Genomic DNA, 19,728 nt, shown 5'->3' on the forward strand with positions numbered 1-19,728 from the left:
TTTACTGCTAAGACCAGGCATCCGCATTGATTTGGCCGATAGCCTGAAATGTCGGTTTGCAGAATAAGTAACCTTGAAATAACGTGACGCCGCAGGCCAACAGAAAATCGCGCTCGGCCTTGGTTTCAATGCCTTCCGCCAGCACTTCAATGCCGAGTTCGCGGCAGATTTGCACAACCCCGGCGACAATCGCCTGCTTGGGCTTACTGAGATTGATGTCGCGTACTAAATCCATGTCCAGTTTCAGTACATCCGGCTGGAATTCGGCGAGCAGGTTCAGGCCGGCGTAGCCCGCGCCGAAATCGTCGATTGCGGTTTTAAACCCGAAGCGCCGGTATTCGGTGAATATATCGATTAAATGCGGACGGTCGGACACATCCTCGCCCTCGACCACTTCGAAGATGATGCGGTCTTTGGAAAAATTGTAGCGTTGCGCAGCCTCAAAAGTTGAACGGATGCAGGCTTCGGGTTGGTAAACGGCATTCGGCATGAAATTAATCGACACAAATTCTTGGATACCCAATCTCGCTGCGCCTTCCACAGCTTTAATCCGGCAGTTTTGGTCGAAGCGATAGCGGTTGGCATCGGTCACTTTGCCTAATATCGATGCGGCCGATTCGCCGTTAACGCCGCGCACCAGGGCTTCGTGAGCAAAAATGGTTCGGGCAAAAAAATTGACGATGGGTTGATAGGCAAAACTAAAGTCGAAATCCAGTTCCTCCAAGTCTCGGCAACGGTTGCAACCGGGTAGGTCGTTACTGGTGTGGGCTTGCGGGGAATTTGGCGCGGTTTTTTCTGGCATAGCGTATTCTCGAAATCGATATCAGGATGTTAGCCATCCTTGCTTAAGCGGGGGCGTTCTTTGCGGTCATAATTATCAAGTGTAGCGAAGTTCATTGGAATAAATGTTTAATTCGCAAGCTTTTGAGGCTACTGGATCAGCTTGATTTCAGGATTCACTTAAGTAGTTAAGTGTCAAATCCTAAGATTTAATTATTTGAACCAGCATGAACTTTGATTATGCGTGGAAACTTGCATATGATAGTCCAACAAATTTAAGTCGGTGCCTGCTCACACTGTCCCTGCAAATATTCAGCAGGCTTGGCAAACGGAACTTAAGGGAATTCCATGAAAAAACCTCGATCACTCGATCACGACGGCCTGGATGGCATCATTCCGTCTACGGACAAAGCGCGGCTTAAATCCGGCAATCCGCAAGGCAAATCAGACAAAACCCTAAAAAAGCCTATGCACAGCAATGTGCCATGGTTGCTTGGTGTGATTGGTTCACTGGCCTTGCTTGCGGTATTTGTGCCGGATTTAACGCAAAAGCCGGAAGCCGTTACCCAGGCCGCAGCCCTAAATAATCAGGCAACGGCAGTCAAAAGCCCGGCGTCAGAGCCGCTTGTAGCCGCGGAAAATACTGATACCCCAGCGCCGCAGCCCCCAGCCGAAGCGGCTCCAACAATGGTTGCCGAGGCTAAATCGGATCACGCGCTTGCAGCAAATCAAAACGCGCAACAGGCGGCCGCCGGCGATGCTGACATTCAGACCCCTGATGCTTTGCCTGAGTTACCCACCGAACCGACAGCGGCGGGTATTCCCAAAGCGTCACCGGATACCGCTGCGCAAACCTCTGTCACGACGCCTTTTACCGTGTATTTCAAATTCGATTCCAGCAAATTGACGCCGGAATCAGCTAATAGCGGCAACGAACTATTGAGCGCGGCCAAAGGCTGCCAGAAGCGGATAAAGCTGATCGGGCATACCTGCAATTTGGGTAGCGATGCCGCCAACTTACAGTTGGGCTTGACGCGGGCCAATGCCGTTAAAAAACTGTTGATCGCCAAAGGTATCGGCTCAACAGCCATCTTCACCGCATCGGAGGGCATGAGAAAACCGGCGGCGCCGAACGATACCAAAGAGGGCCAGGCCTTAAATCGTCGGGTCGAATTGCAGTGTGTGGATAATTAACCGAATTGAAGAGGGTAGACGCCATGATACAAAACAGTAAATCAGACTATCAGATAGCCCAACAGCAAATTCTCGACGGCATTATTTCAGGCGAGTTCGATATCGAAAACCGCAAAGATTTGGGGCCCTTAATTCCAATCCGCTTGTTTCAAGCTCTGCGCATGGTGGCGCTGGGATCGAACGTGGAAGACATATTAGGGCAGGGCGCGCCGTCGCTGGTTTACCATTCCGGCCAGAGTTTGGGCTTGGCCATGGGGCAGATTGCCGCCGCCAATATCGATAAGGATTTGGAAACCTATGTCGGCAAAATCAAATTGCTGTGCCGACAGCTCAGCATTGGCTTGGTAGTGCCGGATAAAGTGGACTTGTCAGCGGGGGTGTTGGAGTTAAGGGTGGACGAATGCGTATCCTGCGCCGGCATTCATCACGTTTCCGCGCCTATCTGCCATTTCGAAGCCGGCATGGTCGGCGGCATCGTCAGAACCTTTTTCAATCGCAATGTGAAGGCGACCGAAACCAAGTGCAATGCGCTGGGCGACAAGACTTGTTTAATCCGCGTCGATTTACTGTAGGTTGATAATTATTAAAAGAATCAGGAGAGCAGCATGAGTAGTAATGTCCAATTTCTCGACCCGCGAAAATCTCAGAACAACGAAATCGATTCCATTTTGCGTAATCTGATGAACATCCAGGGCGTATCGGCGGCGGCCATTGTCGACAGCGACGGCTTTGTCACGCATATCCACCGCGATTTCGAAATCAACACCGACGCCATCGGCGCCTCCGTGCAGGTGGTATTCGGCGCGGCGGCGAAAGCGGCGCAACACGTCGGCCATCATTTGACCAATATGGTGATTTGCGAAAACAACGATGGTTATATTTTATCCACGCCGATTGACGGGGGCTTCATTTTGGCTCTGGTAACCCAGCGGGAAGCCTTGTTGGGGCGGGTGCGGTTTGAATTGAAAGAAACCATTCCGGTATTGAAAAAATTGTTCACCAGTTATCTGGCCAATTAACCGCTGCCTAGAGCCTGAATATGCATTGGTTTGAATCGCAGTTGGCGCAGCTCGATACGCTCGCCGACGACTATCTCGCCGCGCGCCGACAACCGGCGGCCGACATCGTCAATGTCAGCGAAGCCACCCGCCTAAAGCGCGCGGCATTTATCGACGCCGTGCAGTCTGTGGTGGATAAAGTGGTCAAGATCGATGGCGTAAGCGCTTGCGCAGCCTACCACGACGGCCTGATTCTGGCCCAATCTGCGGAAGCGTCCAATATGGATGCGTTCGGGGCGATTATTCAGGAAACCATTCGTGCCGCTCAGCACGGTGAAAGCTCGCTGGGTCTGGGCGAGATCGAACAGATCGTCATTGTCGGTGCCGTCAACAAGCTGGCAATGCTCAGCGTCGGGCCTATCATTTTGTGTATCTCCAGTCCTAAGGGCGTCAATTTGGCCTCTGTGTTGAGTCAGGCCAAATAGACAGCGGCAGCTGTCTACAACCGTCGTTTCTTCCTTCTCGCCGAGTGGTTGCGAGAAACGCCATTCCCCTTGTTCGTAGAAATTGCCCTCCGTTGCCAACTGAACTAAGCTGATTAGTGAACGGTGGGTGTTGTCCCGCGGTTTCAAAAAAGAATAACTAGATCTTCGTTATTTACCCGGCCCTATTGATCACGGGTCTGCCGTTCGGGCTGAGTTCGTCGAAGTCCAGGCCGGTGTGGGCAATGTTTAAGGGCCGGGTTAATAAATCACTGAGGGGGGATGCAAAATGAAAGACTGTTGGTCTCAATTTGGCGTCGGCTTGGCTATCAGACTGGTTTTTGTGTTTAGTGTGTTGCGTCAGCCCATAACGCTGGCGGCGGAATTCGGCGGCGACTTCGAAGCTGAATCCCAGGCTGGTCAGACGTTTTCGGCTGATATGAAAGCGGCTGACGATACCGTTACCGGCACCAATCTTGCCGAACAGGCCGATGACGCCAGCAGGGATGTCGCCGATATGGATTTGGTGGAGCTGGTAAATGTCAAGGTATCGCCGTTCGATGTCTCCTCTCAGCTCGATAGCGGGTACCTCGCCTCGAATTCAGTGTCCGGCTCCCGTTTCGATGCGCCGATCAGCGACTTGCCGTTTGCGCTGCAAGCCTTCACCGAGTCCTTCATCAAGGATCAAAAGCCCCGCGATATTTTCGACATAGCCCGATATTCGCCAGGAGTCACTTACCGCAGCAACGACTTCAACGAAGGCAACGCTAACTTGGCCATTCGCGGCTTCGCGGTTGGATCTTTGGCCGGCGGCAATATCCACACGCTGCGCGACGGCGTCCACGGTCCGTCCATTCTGGATTTCACCAATATCTCGCGGCTTGAAGTGGTCAAGGGGCCGGCATCGTTTTTGTACGGTCAGGTTGCGCCCGGTGGTATCGTCAACGTCATCACCAAAAATCCGCAACGTCAATTTGCCGCCAATGCGGATGCGCGTTACGGCTCCTACGGCGAGTACCGTTTCGATGTCGACGTCACTGGACCGGCTACAAAAACCTTGTCCTACCGGTTGGCGGCGTCCTACGACCAGGATATGCATTACTGGGAGCCCTACGATGCGCATTCCTGGAATATCTCGCCTTCTTTGCTTTGGCAACCCAGCGACCGCCTCAGCGTCTCGGTGAAATACGAAAACTTCGAAAAAATTGAAGAGCCGCAATTGATGCAAAAGCCCGGCTACAGCACCCAGGCCGGCGTGTTGCCTTCTGCCGCGGACCCCAACCTCTCCGGCGTCGATGTTCCAGGCTTGCCCAATAATTGGAACAGCATGGCCTACAGCGACTATCGGCATAGCAACACCCATAATCTCAGCACCTGGATAGATTTCAAGGCCGACGAACACTGGAATCTGCGTACCGGCTATTCGCATCTGGAATACGATGTCGATGCGTTGTTTACCGGTAACTTGGGCATGAGTAATAACACCACGTTGATGCAGGGTCGCCGGGTCAGGCAGCAAGCCTATAGCAACCGTGACGACACGATAGAACTGCAAGGCGTCGGCAAGTATGACCTAGGCTTCGCCAGTTTGCGCTTGCTGCTGGGCGGTCAATACATCGATCGCAACTTCCATCGCACTGCCGGCCAGGCGCCTAACGATCCGGCCTTGGGCAGCATTCCCACCGCTTCGCCCTTGCCTTTGTGGGATCTTGGCAATCCCAGCACCTGGAACCGCAATACGGCGATACCCTTATCCCGGCTGACGACCAGCGGCTCCGACGAGAATTTGAATGCGGTGGACAAATCGGTCTACGGCAGCTCTACCTTCGGTTTTTTCGATGACCGATTGTTGTTGTTGACCGGTTGGCGCTGGACTTCGACAGAAAGCCAATACACAAACCGCCAGACCGGCCAGACCCAAGCTTCCACCGCGAGCACGGTCACACCCCAATATGGCTTACTCTACAAACTGACACCCGAATGGTCGTTGTTCGCCAGCTACGCCGAATCCTTTGTGCCTGGCACTTTTCCGGTCAACAATCTCGATGGCACCTCGTCGATTCCTAAGCCGACCGAGGGCTGGGGCTACGATGTCGGCATTAAGGCCGACTGGTTGGGCGGTCGGTTGTCCAGCACGCTGACTTACTTCGAGATCTTAAATAAAAACATCGTCAACGATATGGCGTTGACCAACTCCGCCGGCGGCATCACCATCTACGGTCTGCAAAGCGGCGAACAGCGTTCCAGGGGTATTGAATGGGACGCCACCGCTAAACTGACAGACGACTGGCAACTCTATCTATCCTACAGCTACATGGACGCCAGGATCACCGAATTCAGCGGTCGGGACCATGCCATCCTCGCCCAAGATCCCAGCACGCTCGACGCGGCTGGGCGGGCTAACTACAAGAACGTCAATCGTTTCCACAACGCTCCGCTGCAAATGAGCGCACCGCATCTGGCCAACCTGTGGACGCGTTATGACTTTAGTGTGGAGGCGCTGCGCGGCCTGCATCTGGGCGGCGGTGTCAATCTGGTCTTCGATCAGACTTTGTTACCCGATAGCCCGGCTAGCTCGCGGCAAACTTATGCCTTGTTGAACGCCTTGATTGGTTATACCTGGGAAGTGGGCGGGCATAGTATGAGCGTGGATCTGATGGGCAAAAATCTGCTTGACGAACAATACCGGCCTTCGCAAAGCAGCCGTAGCAGGCCCCGCGAGTTGATGATCAACTTTTTGGTGAAGTTCTGACCAGGGGCTAAGACTATGAAACTAGCCGACTATTGGTATCGGTTCGCTGCGGTAAGCCGGTGCGCCTTGGACGTTGCCGATATTGGGATTTATGCTGGATGTGTTACGCAAGGAGTAGGGGTTTGAGCGCGAATGGGGAGCTGTGTTGCGAACACTGCGCCGGCAATAGGGTATGTTCGAGGCGCAATGCCAAGGCAGTTCTTTGGCTGGTTGCGCTACTGCTGTTGCCCGGGTTGGCAGTCGGCCAGGAGGTGGTAGTAGATAACCCCTACAAAGTAAAAGCGGCTTTTCTGCGCAATTTTGCCCATTACGTCGTTTGGCCGGAACAGGCGCTTCCAGCCGGCAATGCGCCTTGGTGTATCGGTATTCTCGGACCCGATCCGTTTGGCGATATTTTGGAAACGACCTTGCGGGGACGGATGGAGCAGGGTCGTACTTTTGTCATTGTTCGCGCCGCTACCCTGGCAGAGTTGCCGCCGTGTCAGATTGTGTTCATGACTTATGCGGATCCCGCAAAACGGCGCACGGCGCTTGCTGTATTAAAACAGCAACCGGTTCTGACGGTCAGTGACGAGCCGGAATTCTTGCCGGATGGTGGAGTCATAGGGTTTCAAGTGACGGATAGGGTACGGATGAGCATCAACCTCGACCAAGCCCGAGCGGTTTCCTTGACGATTCAGACCAAAATGTTGGAAGTTTCCAGCGAGATTTTGGAAAACGGCGAGCTGCGCCGAATGAGATAAGCCATGTCCATCCATGCCACTATTTACAACAGACTTGCGGCCGTGCTTTGGGGGGCGGCGCTGTTGGCGTTTGTGTTGGCTGTGGCTGGGCTGGCACTGTTTCACCGCATGACCTTGGAACAACGCGTCCGGCAGATCATGGAACCTTACGCGCAGTTGGTCGCCGTGGGTACAGAGGCGGCGGTGGCTTTCGAAGACCCCGTGCGGGCTCAGGAAGTTCTGGATACCTTGCGCGCCAATCCGCAAATTCAAGAGGCGGATATTTTTTTGGATATAGGAAGGATGCTGGCCAGCCTCAACCACACCGCCTCCGAGCCGCCGCGGAATATGCCGGCCTTGCCCGATGGTATTTATCTAAACCACGATACCGCAGAGTTGCTGCAGGGGCTAAGCAAAGGCGGGCGTCTGCGCATTGTGATGGGTTTGGAGCAATTGAGTCAGCAAACGCACCAGTTATTCTGGTTATTCGGTGCCGGCATGCTGGTGCTGTTGGCGGCTACCTTAGGGCAACTGGCGGTGCTGCGACGCACTATCATCCGGCCGATTGCTTCCTTAACAGTCGCTACCGAGCGTGTTCGGCAATCCGCCGACTACCGGCATCGAGTGCCCGCCGTCGGTACCGATGAGGTAGCGCGTTTGGCGCAAAGTTTCAACGCGATGATGGCTGCGGTGGAGGAACGCGAAATCGAATTGTCCCGGCTTAACGTCTTTCATCGCACGATTTTGGACAATGCGGCCTACGCTATTGTCTCTACCTCCACGGACGGCACTATCACCAGCTTCAATTTAGCGGCGGAGCGCTTGTTGGGTTATACGGCGGATGAGTTGATAGGCAAACAAATGCCGGCGCTTTGGCATGATAAAGCCGAGGTCGAGCGGTATGCTCAGAAATTGACTGAAGAACTGGGTGTCTTGATTCGTCCGGGATTCGAAGTCTTTACCGCGCGTCCCCAACGCCATCTACCCGAAGAAAACGAGTGGACTTTTATCCGCAAGAACGGCATACGCGTGCCGGTGAATCTTTCCATAACGGCCTTGCAGAATGAGGGCGGCGGCATCAGCGGATTCGTCGGCTTGATCTACGATCTTACCGAGCGTAAACAGGCCCAGCACCAACTGCAATTGCTGACTTTTGCCCTGGATCAGGTGAAGGAATCCATATTTCTGATGCCGGAGAACGATCCGAAGTTTCTCTATGCCAGTCGGGGTGCCGCCACCAAGCTAGGATACAGCCGTGATGAGCTCACCAGCGGTATGGGCGTGTTTGACATTGATCCCGGCTGGTCGCCGGAAGTGTGGGAGACATTCTGGCCAGAGTTGTCTGTGCGCCGCCAAATGCAATTCGAAACCCATCACCGGACGCGTGATGGCCGCGTGTTCCCGGTAGAAGTGACCGGTAACTACTTTGAGTTCGACGGGAAGATATACAACCTGGCAATTTGCCGGGATATTAGCGAGCGCAAAAACGCCGAGAAATTGTTGTCTGAATACGCCGCGATTGTTGAATCCACTGAAGATGCCATCATCGGTAAAACCCTCGACAGCATCATCACCAGCTGGAACAAGGGTGCGGAGCGCATGTTCGGCTACAGCGCCGACGAGATTGTCGGCGATTCGATTGCTATCCTGATACCCGACGAGTGCCGGAATGAAGAGAGGGAAATCCTGGATAGAGTGCGACGCGGAGAATCGATCAGACATTATGAGACGGTCCGCCGCTGTAAGCATGGGCAATTGATTGATGTCTCGGTAACGGTGTCGCCGCTGCGAAATTCGCAAGGCCAAATTGTCGGGGCTTCCAAAATTGCCCGCGATATCACTGATCGCAAACGCGCGGAAAACGAACTGATACGCTATCGAAATGAGTTGGAAAATACGGTACAGCAACGCACGGCCGAACTGCTGCTGGCTCGCGATGCCGCCGAAGCGGCTAATAAAGCCAAGAGTGTGTTTCTGGCCAATATGAGCCACGAACTGCGCACACCGATGAACGCTATTCTCGGCTTTTCCGGCATTCTGCTGAAAAACTCCCGGCTTCAGGACAGTGATCGCGCCAACGTCGAAATTATCAATCGTAGCGGCGAACACTTGCTGAACTTGATCAATGAAGTGTTGGAAATGGCCAAGATAGAAGCTGGCCGCGTCCAACTGGAAGAGGCGCCGTTCGATTTGGGGGAAATGGTGCTGGATGTGATAAAGATGATGCAGGTACGCGCTGCCGAGAAAAACCTGCAATTAGTCGTCGATCAGTCTTCGGCATTTCCGCGCTATATCATCGGGGACCAGGCCCGCTTGCGCCAGGTATTGATCAATCTGGTGGGCAACGCGTTGAAATTTACCCAGCAAGGTGGGGTCGTAATACGCCTGTCCACCAAGAACAACGCTATTGCCCATCTGTTGATTGAAGTGGAGGATTCCGGTCCTGGTATTACGGCTGAAGATCAAAAGCACATTTTCGAACCCTTTGTGCAGATCGGGCCGCTTGCCGACAACAAAGGCACGGGGTTGGGTTTAAGCATCACCCGGCAATTTGTGCAATTGATGAAGGGCTCTATCAGTCTGGAAAGTACACCGGGAAAGGGTTCGCTGTTTCGGATCGATGTGCCGCTGAAGCAGGCGCAGGCAGCCGATATTACCGATTTGTACCGATTGGAAGAACGCATGGTTCTGGGGCTGATGCCGGGGCAGGATAATTATCGGATTCTGATAATCGAAGATCAGCTGGAGAATCAATTATTGCTGGTGAATCTGATGGAAGCGGTGGGCTTTCAGGTTAAGGTAGCCGAAAATGGCGAGTTGGGCGTGGCATTATTCCAAAGCTGGCAGCCGCACTTAATCTGGATGGATAGGCAGATGCCGGTCATGGATGGTTTGGAAGCGACTAGAATCATTCGAACCTTGCCGGGCGGCAAACAGGTGAAAATAGTGGCGGTCACGGCGTCGGCTTTCACCGAGCAACGGACGGATATCATGGCGGCCGGCATGGACGACTTAATCTGTAAGCCTTACCGAGCCAACGAAATCTACGACTGTCTGACCCGGCTATTGGGCGTGCGCTATGTTTATGCCGACCCGCCGGCAATGCTGCCCGAGGACCTGATTTTGACCCCGGAGATGTTCGCAGTAGTGCCGCAGAATTTACGCGAGGATTTGGAGTTGGCGGTGAAAAATCTGGATAGTGAGCGTATAGGTGGCATTATTCAGCAGATTGCGGCGTACGATCTGCGGGTGACCGCCGCATTGACTCGGCTTGCCGAAAGTTATGAGTATCCGACGATACTCAAGGTACTGGGGACGAACTAAAACATCATGATAAATACAGGCAAAATTCTGGTCGTTGACGACACTTCGGCGTCTTTGAAGTTGCTGTCGGACCTTCTCAAGGCCGAAGGGTATGAGGTGCGCTCGGCGATAAACGGCGAGCTGGCGGTTAATTTTGCCATCGCCAATCCGCCTGATTTGGTGTTGCTGGATATTCTGATGCCCGGTATGGGGGGCTTTGAGGTTTGCCGTTTGCTCAAAGCGCATCCCGATACCCGCAATGTGCCGATTATTTTCATCAGTGCGCTGTCCGAGCCGGATGAAAAAGTCCAAGGCTTCAAGCTAGGCGCGGTGGATTTCGTCACCAAGCCTTATCAACGTGAGGAGTTGCTGGCGCGCGTGCGCACGCATCTGGAAATCGACCGCTTGCGCAATCATTTGGAAGAACTGGTGGAACAGCGCAGCCACCAACTACTGGAAAGCGAGAAAAAGCTCAGGACCAGTCTGAACGACCTGGTGGCGGCTCATAGCCTAATGCACACCTTGCTGCACACTATTCCCGATCTGGTCTGGTTAAAGGACCCACAGGGCGTGTATATCACCTGCAATCTGCAATTCGAACGCTTATACGGCGCCAAGGAAGCCGACATTGTCGGCAAGACCGATTACGAGTTTACCTCCAGGGAACTGGCCGACTTTTTCCGGGAGAATGATCGCAAAGCCCTGGCCGCCGGCCAGGTTTGCGCCAACGAAGAATGGCTGACTTTCGCTGATAACGGTTACTACGGCTTGTTCGAAACCCTGAAGACACCGGTGTTGAATCAGGACGGCAAACCGATAGGCGTGCTCGGAATTGCCCGCGACGTGACCGAGCGTAAGGCGGCAGAAGCGAAAGTCCAACGCCACATGCAGCTGTATGCGGCCTTGAGTCAGTGCAATAAAGCCATCGTACACAGCGCCGACGAAACCGAATTGTTCCTGGAAATCTGCCGCGCCGCCGTGGAGTTTGGTGGTATGAAAATGGCATGGGTTGGTTTATTTGCCGCTGATCGGTGCTGCATACGCCCGGTCGCCAGTTTCGGCAAAGGTGCGGAAGAGTTGGCCACGATAGACATGTCCATGGCTGCCGACAGCGCTTTCGGCCACAGCCCTACCAGCATCGCGATCCGCGAACAACGCCCTTACTGGTGCCAGGATTTTATTAACGATCCGATTACCGTGCCATGGCGAAAACAAGGTTTGCGTGCCGGCTGGGCCGCGTCGGCTTCGTTGCCGTTACTCAGAAACGACAGGGTGGTCGGTGCATTCGTACTATACGCTGACGAGGTTAACGCCTTCGACGATGCTGCGCGCGACCTGTTGGTCGAAATGTCGATGGATATTAACTTTGCCTTGGAAAATTTCAGCCGCGCGTTGGCCCAAAAACAAGCGGAAGCGGAGATCGAGCGCCTAGCGTTTTACGATCCGCTAACCAATCTACCGAATCGCCGTCTGCTTTACGATCGCCTGCAACAAGCAATAGTGACTAATGCCCGGCATGATAAACACGGCGCGGCCTTGTTTATCGACCTGGATAACTTCAAAGCGCTTAACGACACCAAAGGCCATACGATTGGCGACTTGCTACTGATCGAAGTCGCCCAACGTCTCCGAGATTGTGTGCGCGAAGGCGATACTGTCGCCAGGCTGGGCGGAGACGAATTTGTGATGATCCTCAACGGTCTGAGCCCGGATGAAACGCTGGCGTCTGCTCATACCAAAAAGCTGGCCGGCAAAATCCTTTCTGCTATTGATCAACCCTATTCGTTGCAGGGATACGATCACCATTGTTCGGCCAGCATGGGGATCTGCATGTTCCGCAATCAACCTATTACGGCGGAAGAATTACTGAAATACACCGATACCGCCCTATACCAAGCCAAGCGCGGCGGCCGTAACAAGCTGTTGTTTTACGATCCGGTCATGCAGGCCGCCTTGGAAACACGCGCGGTATTGGAAAGCAATTTGCGCGTGGCACTGAGCGAGCGGCAATTGGTGCTGTATTACCAGATGCAAGTTAACCACGCCGGTCAGATTCTCGGCGCGGAGGTATTGATACGTTGGCAGCACCCGCAACGCGGTTTGGTTTCGCCTTTGGAATTTATTCCACTGGCCGAGGACACCGGTTTGATCTTGCCGATAGGCAAATGGGTTATGGACTCGGCTTGCGCCCAGCTCAAAGCTTGGGAAAGCGATCCGGTTAAGTCTAAATTACAGCTTGCGGTTAACGTCAGTGCCATGCAGTTTCATCAAGAGGATTTCGCGGAGCAAGTGCAGCGAACCTTGGCGCGCTACGATTTGAGTCCTAATCGGCTGAAACTTGAGCTCACCGAGAGTTTGGTGCTGGATGACATTGACGATGCGATTGTGAAAATGCAGCGACTGCGAGATTTTGGCGTGCGTTTCTCAATGGACGACTTTGGCACCGGTTATTCGTCCCTGTACTATCTGACCAAGTTACCGATTGATCAGTTGAAGATCGACCAGTCCTTCGTGCGCAATATTACCTTGTCCCAAAGTGATGCGGTGATTGTGCAAACCATCATCGGCATGGCCGACAACTTGGGTATCGAAAGTATCGCCGAAGGCGTTGAAACCGAAGAGCAGTTGAGATTCTTGGAACAGCAAGGGTGTCATTTATATCAGGGCTACTTGTTCGGTAGGCCGGTACCCTTGGCTGATTTTGAAGCCCAATGCGATTATTCGGTGCAGCTCGGTTTACGGGCTAAAGAAAGTTAGAGGTGGATGACTTGCCCATCTTCTGCCTGCACAAAGGCTGAGGCTTGGCGGTATAGTCTATGTGTCTATGCTGCTTACTTTGTTTTCAAGCGCCGATTCCCAAGACATCAAAAGCGTAGGCTGGCAAACTTGGAGTGGCTCAGGTGTTGTTGCCGCTTCGAAGAGATAGCCTTGAAACGCAATTTTGAACCTGTTGTCGCTGGCATGCGATTAGATTAAGTTACCCAGGTAAAACGGCAACAACCAGTGGTTGAGCTGTAAATAATCATTATAAAAATAATAAGCTAAGGGGTTGTTGGTGGGCAGCGAGGGAAAACAAAAAAAGTGCGAAGTCGTCGGTATTGGCGCTTCGGCGGGTGGGCTGCAGGCCTTAATCCCGGCTATTTCCGCATTAAAGCCGCGAGGGAAATTTGCCTATGTTTTGGCTCACCATCTATCGCCCGATAAGCCCTGTTCACTGATAGAACTGTTGCAGAATAAATGTGCGCTCAAGGTCTCCTGGGCTCAGGATGGTACTGAACTAGTGCCCGATCACCTGTATGCCTGTCCACCGGGACACAATATCGAGGTGGTGGATGACAAATTGCTAGTGTTTCATGCCGAAGAAGCGCAACCCATCGCGCCGTCGATAGATCGATTATTTCGTTCCATCGCTGACAGCCGCCAGGAAAAAGCCATTGTTGTCGTTCTATCCGGCTCGGGACATGATGGTACCTTGGGCGCTGAAGCAGTGGCCGCGGCCGAAGGCTTGGTTATCTTGCAAAACCCGGCAGACGCCGTGCATAGCGCAATGCCCGAGTCGGTCATCAAATTAGGTTTTGCGGATTTGGTGGGTAGCTCGCAACAGATTGCCGAGTGGTTGAATCACACCGATGACATCGATGGCGTCATCAACGATGAAGTGATGGGTTCCGCGAACGCATTTTCCGAACTAATCCGTTTGGTCCACCACACCACTGGGCTGGATGTAAACAGTTACAAGGAAGGCACCTTGCGTCGCCAGGCATTTCGCCGGTTTCGCAGCCTGGAAATCGACTCCTTGGAACATTATGTCGATTATGTCAGAGAACATCCGGAAGAGCTTAGCCTATTGCAACAGCGCTTTATGGTATCGGTCTCATCGTTCTTTCGGGATGAAACCGCCTTTGCGGCATTGGAGGCCGCATTGCGGATTTTAGTCGTTGGTAAAGCCGCCGGCGATTCGATCAGGGTTTGGGTGCCGGGCTGTGCAACCGGTGAAGAACCTTATTCCATCGCGATGGTTTTGGCCGAGATCTTGGGAGACAGGTTAAGCCTTTTCGAGGTGCGGGTGTTTGCGACCGACATTCGCGATGAAGCCATCGAGTTTGCCCGGGCCGGGATATACACATCCAGAGAAATGACCAATTTGGGCGCGGAGCGGCAGAAACGCTGGTTTAAAAATGAGGGGAGCGGTTGGCGGATTCAGCCGGTCATCCGTGAATTATGCATATTTTCCACGCACAACATTATCCATCACCCACCCTTCATTAATATGGATTTGGTGAGTTGCCGGAATTTGCTGATTTATTTCAAACCGGCGCAGCAATCGGATTTGATCAACGCTTTTCATTACGCCCTGAAACCTGACGGCTTGTTGTTTTTGGGAAAATCAGAATCAGTAGGGCTAAATTCGCCTTTGTTTGAGATATTGGATGGCAGTAACAAACTCTATCGCCGGCGGGCTGTGGAAACGCGGCATGTACTTCGCTATTCGCCGTTTAATACTGCCATCGAAACCAACGGAGCCAAGTTGACTATGGGCAACGCGCACTATCGGCAAGCGTTAACCGAGCTAGCTATTAATGCTTTGATGCGGGATTTCGCGCCGGCCGGCGTGCTGATCAATGATAATTTTGAACCCTTACGCTTTTTCGGCAATGGTCGCCGCTTTTTCGGTTTGCCTGAAGAAAGTACCGATTTTTCAGTGTTTTCGCTGTGTTTGCCCGAGTTGCGAAATGAGCTGAAAGCGCTCTGTTTCAGGTTGATGCAAGAAAACCTGAACGTTGCCGAGGGTGTAACGCTCGACATAAGTATTGATGGCGCAGCATGCCGGGTTAGGCCGAAAGTCACACGCGTTGAGCAGACGCCGGGCAGCCATGAGTTTGGCATCTTGATTACGTTTATCGAGGTAGCACCGGTTTTGCTAGCCGAAAATACGTTGGTAACAGCCGAACAACCCAACGCCGAAATAGAACAAATTCGCCGAGAATTGGCGGATAGTCGCGAACTGTTGCACAGCGTGATTAACCAACTCGAATCTGCCAATACCGAATTGCAAATACTGCGGGAGGAAGTGCAATGCTCCAGCGAAGAATTACAGGCCTCCAATGAGGAATTGCAAGCCTCGAATGAAGAATTAACCACGCTAAACGATGAGTTGCGGGTCAAGTCAGTGGAGTCTGCCCAACTCAATGCCACGCTGACGAGTATCCAAAATTCCCTGCGCAGCAGTCTGGTTCTTGTCGACAAAGAAGGGCATATCACGCGCTACAACGCCTTCGCTACCCGCGTGTTCGGCTTGGTCCCCGACGATATTGGGCAATTTTTGTACGGGATTCCCTGTCATATCCCCATACCCAGGTTACGAGATTACGTAAGCAACGTCGTAGCTAGTGGCGAGTCGGTGGTGGAACAGATTCACCACGGTGATTTTCATTTTTTGATGCAAATTGATCCGTTCGAAAACGAATTGGGCGATATTGCCGGCGCCGTGTTGAGCTTTTCCGATATATCTGAATTGTATTCCGCCGAAGAAGCCCAAAGAAATATCGAAGCCCGCTTCCGGCTGTTTATGGATAACAGTTCCGCTGCGGCTTGGATTAAAGACAAAGACGGTCGTTACGTGTATTTGAATAGAGTATTCGAGCAGCGCTTTCATACCAAGCTCCAAGACTGGCAGGGCAAAACCGACTTTGATATGTGGCCGAAAAGCGTTGCCGAAGAATTGCGCGCCAATGACCTGTTAGTCGTGCAGACGGGTCAGGCTTTAGAAATAGATGAAACGATCATCGAAAAAGATGGGTGCGAACAAATTTGGCACAGCAGCAAGTTTAGCTTCTGCGACGTGGAGGGCCGGTGTTATGTCGCCGGGGTGGCGACAGAAGTGACGTCTCAGAGGCAAGCAGAGAGAGCGCTACGCGACAGCGAGCAACGCGTGCGTTTGGCCATGGACGCAGCCAGGGGCGGTTCGTGGGAATGGGAATTGGCGACTAATCGGAACTATTGGTCTGACGAGATATGGGATTTATACAATATCCCCTACGGCTCGGTGGAACCCAGTTATGCGGCATGGCGCAAAACGGTGCATCCGGACGATATCGCACAGGTAGAGGCCATTAACTCAGAAGCGGTCGCGCGTGCCGTGGCATTTGAATCGGAATGGCGGGTACTGCTCCCGGCAGGCCAGGAGTCGCGCTGGCTCATGGCTCGTGGTCGGCCCATCCTGAATGAGGATGGCAGCGTGCTCAAATACATCGGTGTGGTGATCGATATTTCCGCACGGAAGAAATCCGAAGAGCAATTGCGCAAAAATATCCAGTTGGAAGAAGAACTAAACCACTTGCAGGGTCTTTTGGAGTCCACTTTTGCGGGGTATTGGGACTGGAATATTTCTAAAGGCACTGAATATTTTAGTGATACGTTTAGTCGCATGTTGGGCTACCTGAGCGACGAACTTCCTAATGTCCCTGAAACCTGGCAAAAACTCATTTTTAGCGAGGATTTACCCAGTGTCCTTGAGAAGTTCGAGCGCCATGTGGCCAGTCATGGTGCAGAACCTTATTACAACGAAGTAAGGTATCGACACAAAAACGGCTCCACGGTGTGGGTGATTTGCGCAGGCCGGGTGGTACAGTGGGCGGAAACCGGCGAGCCGCTTCGAATGGTGGGGTGTCATATCGATATTACGCAGATGCACCAGCGCTTGGACGAACTGGTTGAAGCGAATCTGCGTGCCGATACCGCCAACCAGGCAAAAACGGCATTTTTGGCCAATATGAGTCACGAAATTCGCACCCCGCTCAATGCCATTGTCGGTCTCACCCATATTTTGTCTCGCAAAGTGACGGACCCTGAGCAAACCAATTTCTTGAAGCAGATTGGCGACTCGGCCCAACATTTGCTTGGCGTGATCAGCGATATTCTCGATTTGTCCAAGATCGAGGCAGAAAAGTTGGTGTTGGAATCCGTGGAGTTTGATTTAGGTGAAGCGGCGGCCAAGGTCCGGACGATTATGCACGAACTGGCTGAAAACAAAGGCCTGAGCTTAAGCGTGGATTGCGCAACTTTAAACTATCTATTGTGTGGAGATCCGATCCGCTTTAGTCAGGCGTTAATAAACTACATCAGCAACGCGATCAAGTTTACTGACAAAGGTTTTGTGCAGGTTCGGATTTTCCCGGTCAGCGAACAGGGCGATAAAGTGCTGTTGAGGGTGGAAGTGCGTGACAGCGGTCGCGGCATCCCGTCGGATATGATTCCAAAGTTGTTCTCCGCGTTCGAGCAAATCGATACTTCCATCACCCGCAAGCACGGCGGTACCGGCTTGGGCTTGGCAATTACCAAACGGCTCGCTGAGCTAATGGGCGGTCAGGCCGACGCCACGAGCGCGGTAGGACACGGCAGTACATTTTGGTTTACCGCTTGGTTAACCAAGGGCAGCCATATTAGCGGCAGCAGGCAATTGTTGGATGGCAGCGACGATACAGCGGAGCAGATTTTGCTTAGCCAATATGCCGGTACCCGTTTGTTGCTGGTAGAAGACGAACCGATCAATCAAGCGGTTGGCGTCATTCTGCTGGAAGCGGCCGGTTTTGAGGTCACGGTAGCGGATAATGGTGCCGACGCACTGGCGCTGGCCAAACAACAGCGGTTTGCTTTAGTGATTATGGACATGCAGATGCCGGTGATGGATGGGCTTGAGGCTACCCGGCAGATCCGCTTGCTGGACGGCTGGCAAAATGTACCGATTATTGCGATGACCGCAAATGCTTTTGCTGAAGACCGTGAATTGTGTTTGCAAGCGGGTATGAATGATTTTCTCTCCAAACCGTTTGATCCCGCCAGCCTTTGTGCTCGACTGTTGTATTGGTTGGAGCACAGTGCGCGGGCTTGAATTGGAAGCTTTGCTGCTCGTTCTCAATGCGCATCATGGCGTTGTTGGTTTTTACTGTAAATTCCCTGGAGTCGTCATTCCCGCGAAGGCGGGAGCGACGATATTTAAGGACCGGGTCAATAATCTCAACTACCTGGAATGACGTTGCCGTGATTCGAATTTCCATACTTGTAGCCGCTATTGCCATCCTTAGTGCTTGTGCAGCGCCGGATGAAAATCCGAAGACGCCATTGACACTGGAAGCGGCTGTTGCCGGTAAGTGGCGTGATCCCGCTAATGTCGCTCGCGACAAGTGGCGGCATCCTTTGCAAACGCTGGCGTTTTTCGGCGTAAATCCTGGGCAGACAGTGATCGAAATTACGCCGGGTTATGGCTGGTATGCCGAGATTCTGGCGCCTCTGCTCAGAGTAAATGGCCATTACGTCGCCGCCGTGATAAACCCTGATAGCGCTGTCAAGCAAAGCGCCAGGAATTACTACGCGAAGCAACTTAACGCGCTTGAGCGTCAATTTCTAGCCTTGCCAAACCTATACGGTAGTCCGGAGATCCGGCTTTTTGATGAAGCTAAGCCAACCTTCGGCGCACCCGCGTCAGCGGATGTGGTATTGACGTTTCGCAATGTTCACAACTGGCGGGAAGCGGATAGCGTGGCATTGATGTTCAAGGGTTTTTTCGACGTGCTTAAACCCGGCGGCACGCTGGGTCTGGTGGAGCACCGGGCAAATGGCGACGTGGCGGACGACGATTTTTCAGGCTATATCGGGCAAAATCAACTGATTGCCTGGGCCAGTGCGGCCGGCTTTGTGTTACAGGCTGCCAGCGAGATCAATGCCAACCCGTTGGACAGCAAAGATCACGAGGGCGGGGTATGGAGTTTGCCGCCAGCATTCAGCAACGGCAGCAAGGATAGAGACAAATATGCCGCGATTGGCGAAAGTGATCGAATGACCTTGCGGTTTATAAAGCCTGGAGCGGCGCTCAGTGCTGTTAAATAGGCGTTGGAGTTAACCCGCAAAAAGATATTTGCTGACAGATAACGTTGACTATTTCGAATAGAAGGGATTTACTCCGTAACAAATTTTCTTTGTCAAAGGTGCTGAATCGATGAACGAAACACTGATTGCCGTAGCTGTTGAAAACGGTGGGAATATTGCGCCGCATGCCGGCAGGGCATCGCGCTGGCTGGTCTATGTTGCTGGACAAGCAGCGGAGGCGAGTCTGGCCTGGACGCTTGATCTAACCGAGATTGGCAGCCTGCACGAATGGCATGTGCGCGGCGACGGCAATCGGCACCCACTGCATTATGTGGATATAGCGATTGCCGGATCGGCGGGAGACGGGGTAAAGCGTAACCTGCTGGAGAGAAATACCGAACTGCATACCACCAGCGAGACATCGCCATTGAAAGCGGTGGCCGCCTATCTGGCCGGCGAACTTGTCGATGGCCTGCCGCACGAGGAAGCACATTGCCTAAAAACTAGCGATCAGTGATTCGAACTTAAATAGCGTCGCTCCACACAGACGGGAGCCCGGATGCCTGACTAGGTTTGCTACGCGGCCCTTGGGCTCCAAGGAATTTAAGTGGCTGTGTCAAAACCGGCTCGGC

Annotated in this window: 12 protein-coding genes; 11 read left to right on the forward strand and 1 reads right to left on the reverse strand. The window is 52.9% G+C overall.

The window, feature by feature from the left end:
* Nucleotides 1–7 precede the first annotated feature (7 nt).
* Complete coding sequence (locus METH11B_RS0123260) at nt 8–802, reverse strand: EAL domain-containing protein (RefSeq protein ID WP_026604094.1); 795 nt, start codon at nt 800–802, stop codon at nt 8–10.
* Between the two features lie 326 nt (nt 803–1,128).
* On the opposite strand from METH11B_RS0123260, the gene METH11B_RS28090 reads away from it, so the two are divergent.
* The 11 genes from METH11B_RS28090 (at nt 1,129) to METH11B_RS0123320 (ending at nt 19,613) form a co-directional block, all read left to right on the forward strand.
* Nucleotides 1,129–1,974 carry an OmpA family protein gene (locus METH11B_RS28090; protein WP_026604095.1) on the forward strand — a complete coding sequence of 282 codons (846 nt, stop codon included), beginning with the start codon at nt 1,129–1,131 and terminating at the stop codon, nt 1,972–1,974.
* Nucleotides 1,975–1,997: 23 nt separating this feature from the next.
* Entirely contained in the window at nt 1,998–2,546 is a 549-nt protein-coding gene (locus METH11B_RS0123270) for a V4R domain-containing protein (protein WP_020485518.1), read from the forward strand.
* A 33-nt stretch (nt 2,547–2,579) separates the two neighbouring features.
* Nucleotides 2,580–2,993, forward strand: a complete 414-nt coding sequence (locus METH11B_RS0123275; protein WP_020485519.1) for a roadblock/LC7 domain-containing protein — start codon at nt 2,580–2,582, stop codon at nt 2,991–2,993.
* A 20-nt stretch (nt 2,994–3,013) separates the two neighbouring features.
* A complete protein-coding gene (locus METH11B_RS0123280; protein WP_026604096.1) occupies nt 3,014–3,457 on the forward strand; it encodes a roadblock/LC7 domain-containing protein in 444 nt (147 codons plus the stop codon).
* A 286-nt stretch (nt 3,458–3,743) separates the two neighbouring features.
* Nucleotides 3,744–6,206, forward strand: coding sequence for a TonB-dependent siderophore receptor (locus METH11B_RS0123285; RefSeq protein ID WP_026604097.1), 2,463 nt, complete (start codon nt 3,744–3,746; stop codon nt 6,204–6,206).
* Between the two features lie 122 nt (nt 6,207–6,328).
* A complete protein-coding gene (locus METH11B_RS0123290) occupies nt 6,329–6,949 on the forward strand; it encodes a YfiR family protein (RefSeq protein WP_026604098.1) in 621 nt (206 codons plus the stop codon).
* 3 nt (nt 6,950–6,952) lie between these two features.
* Nucleotides 6,953–10,252, forward strand: a complete 3,300-nt coding sequence (locus METH11B_RS0123295; protein ID WP_026604099.1) for a PAS domain S-box protein — start codon at nt 6,953–6,955, stop codon at nt 10,250–10,252.
* A gap of 6 nt (nt 10,253–10,258) precedes the next feature.
* The gene (locus METH11B_RS0123300; protein WP_026604100.1) at nt 10,259–12,988 is read left to right on the forward strand and encodes an EAL domain-containing protein; all 2,730 of its coding nucleotides are present in this window, start codon (nt 10,259–10,261) and stop codon (nt 12,986–12,988) included.
* Nucleotides 12,989–13,286: 298 nt separating this feature from the next.
* The gene (locus tag METH11B_RS28095; RefSeq protein WP_197026988.1) at nt 13,287–18,122 is read left to right on the forward strand and encodes a CheR family methyltransferase; all 4,836 of its coding nucleotides are present in this window, start codon (nt 13,287–13,289) and stop codon (nt 18,120–18,122) included.
* A 149-nt stretch (nt 18,123–18,271) separates the two neighbouring features.
* Complete coding sequence (locus METH11B_RS0123315; protein ID WP_036276385.1) at nt 18,272–19,117, forward strand: class I SAM-dependent methyltransferase; 846 nt, start codon at nt 18,272–18,274, stop codon at nt 19,115–19,117.
* Between the two features lie 109 nt (nt 19,118–19,226).
* The gene (locus tag METH11B_RS0123320) at nt 19,227–19,613 is read left to right on the forward strand and encodes a NifB/NifX family molybdenum-iron cluster-binding protein (RefSeq protein ID WP_020485528.1); all 387 of its coding nucleotides are present in this window, start codon (nt 19,227–19,229) and stop codon (nt 19,611–19,613) included.
* Nucleotides 19,614–19,728: the final 115 nt, after the last annotated feature.

The organism is Methylomonas sp. 11b, assembly GCF_000515215.1.
Classification (GTDB): Bacteria; Pseudomonadota; Gammaproteobacteria; order Methylococcales; family Methylomonadaceae; genus Methylomonas.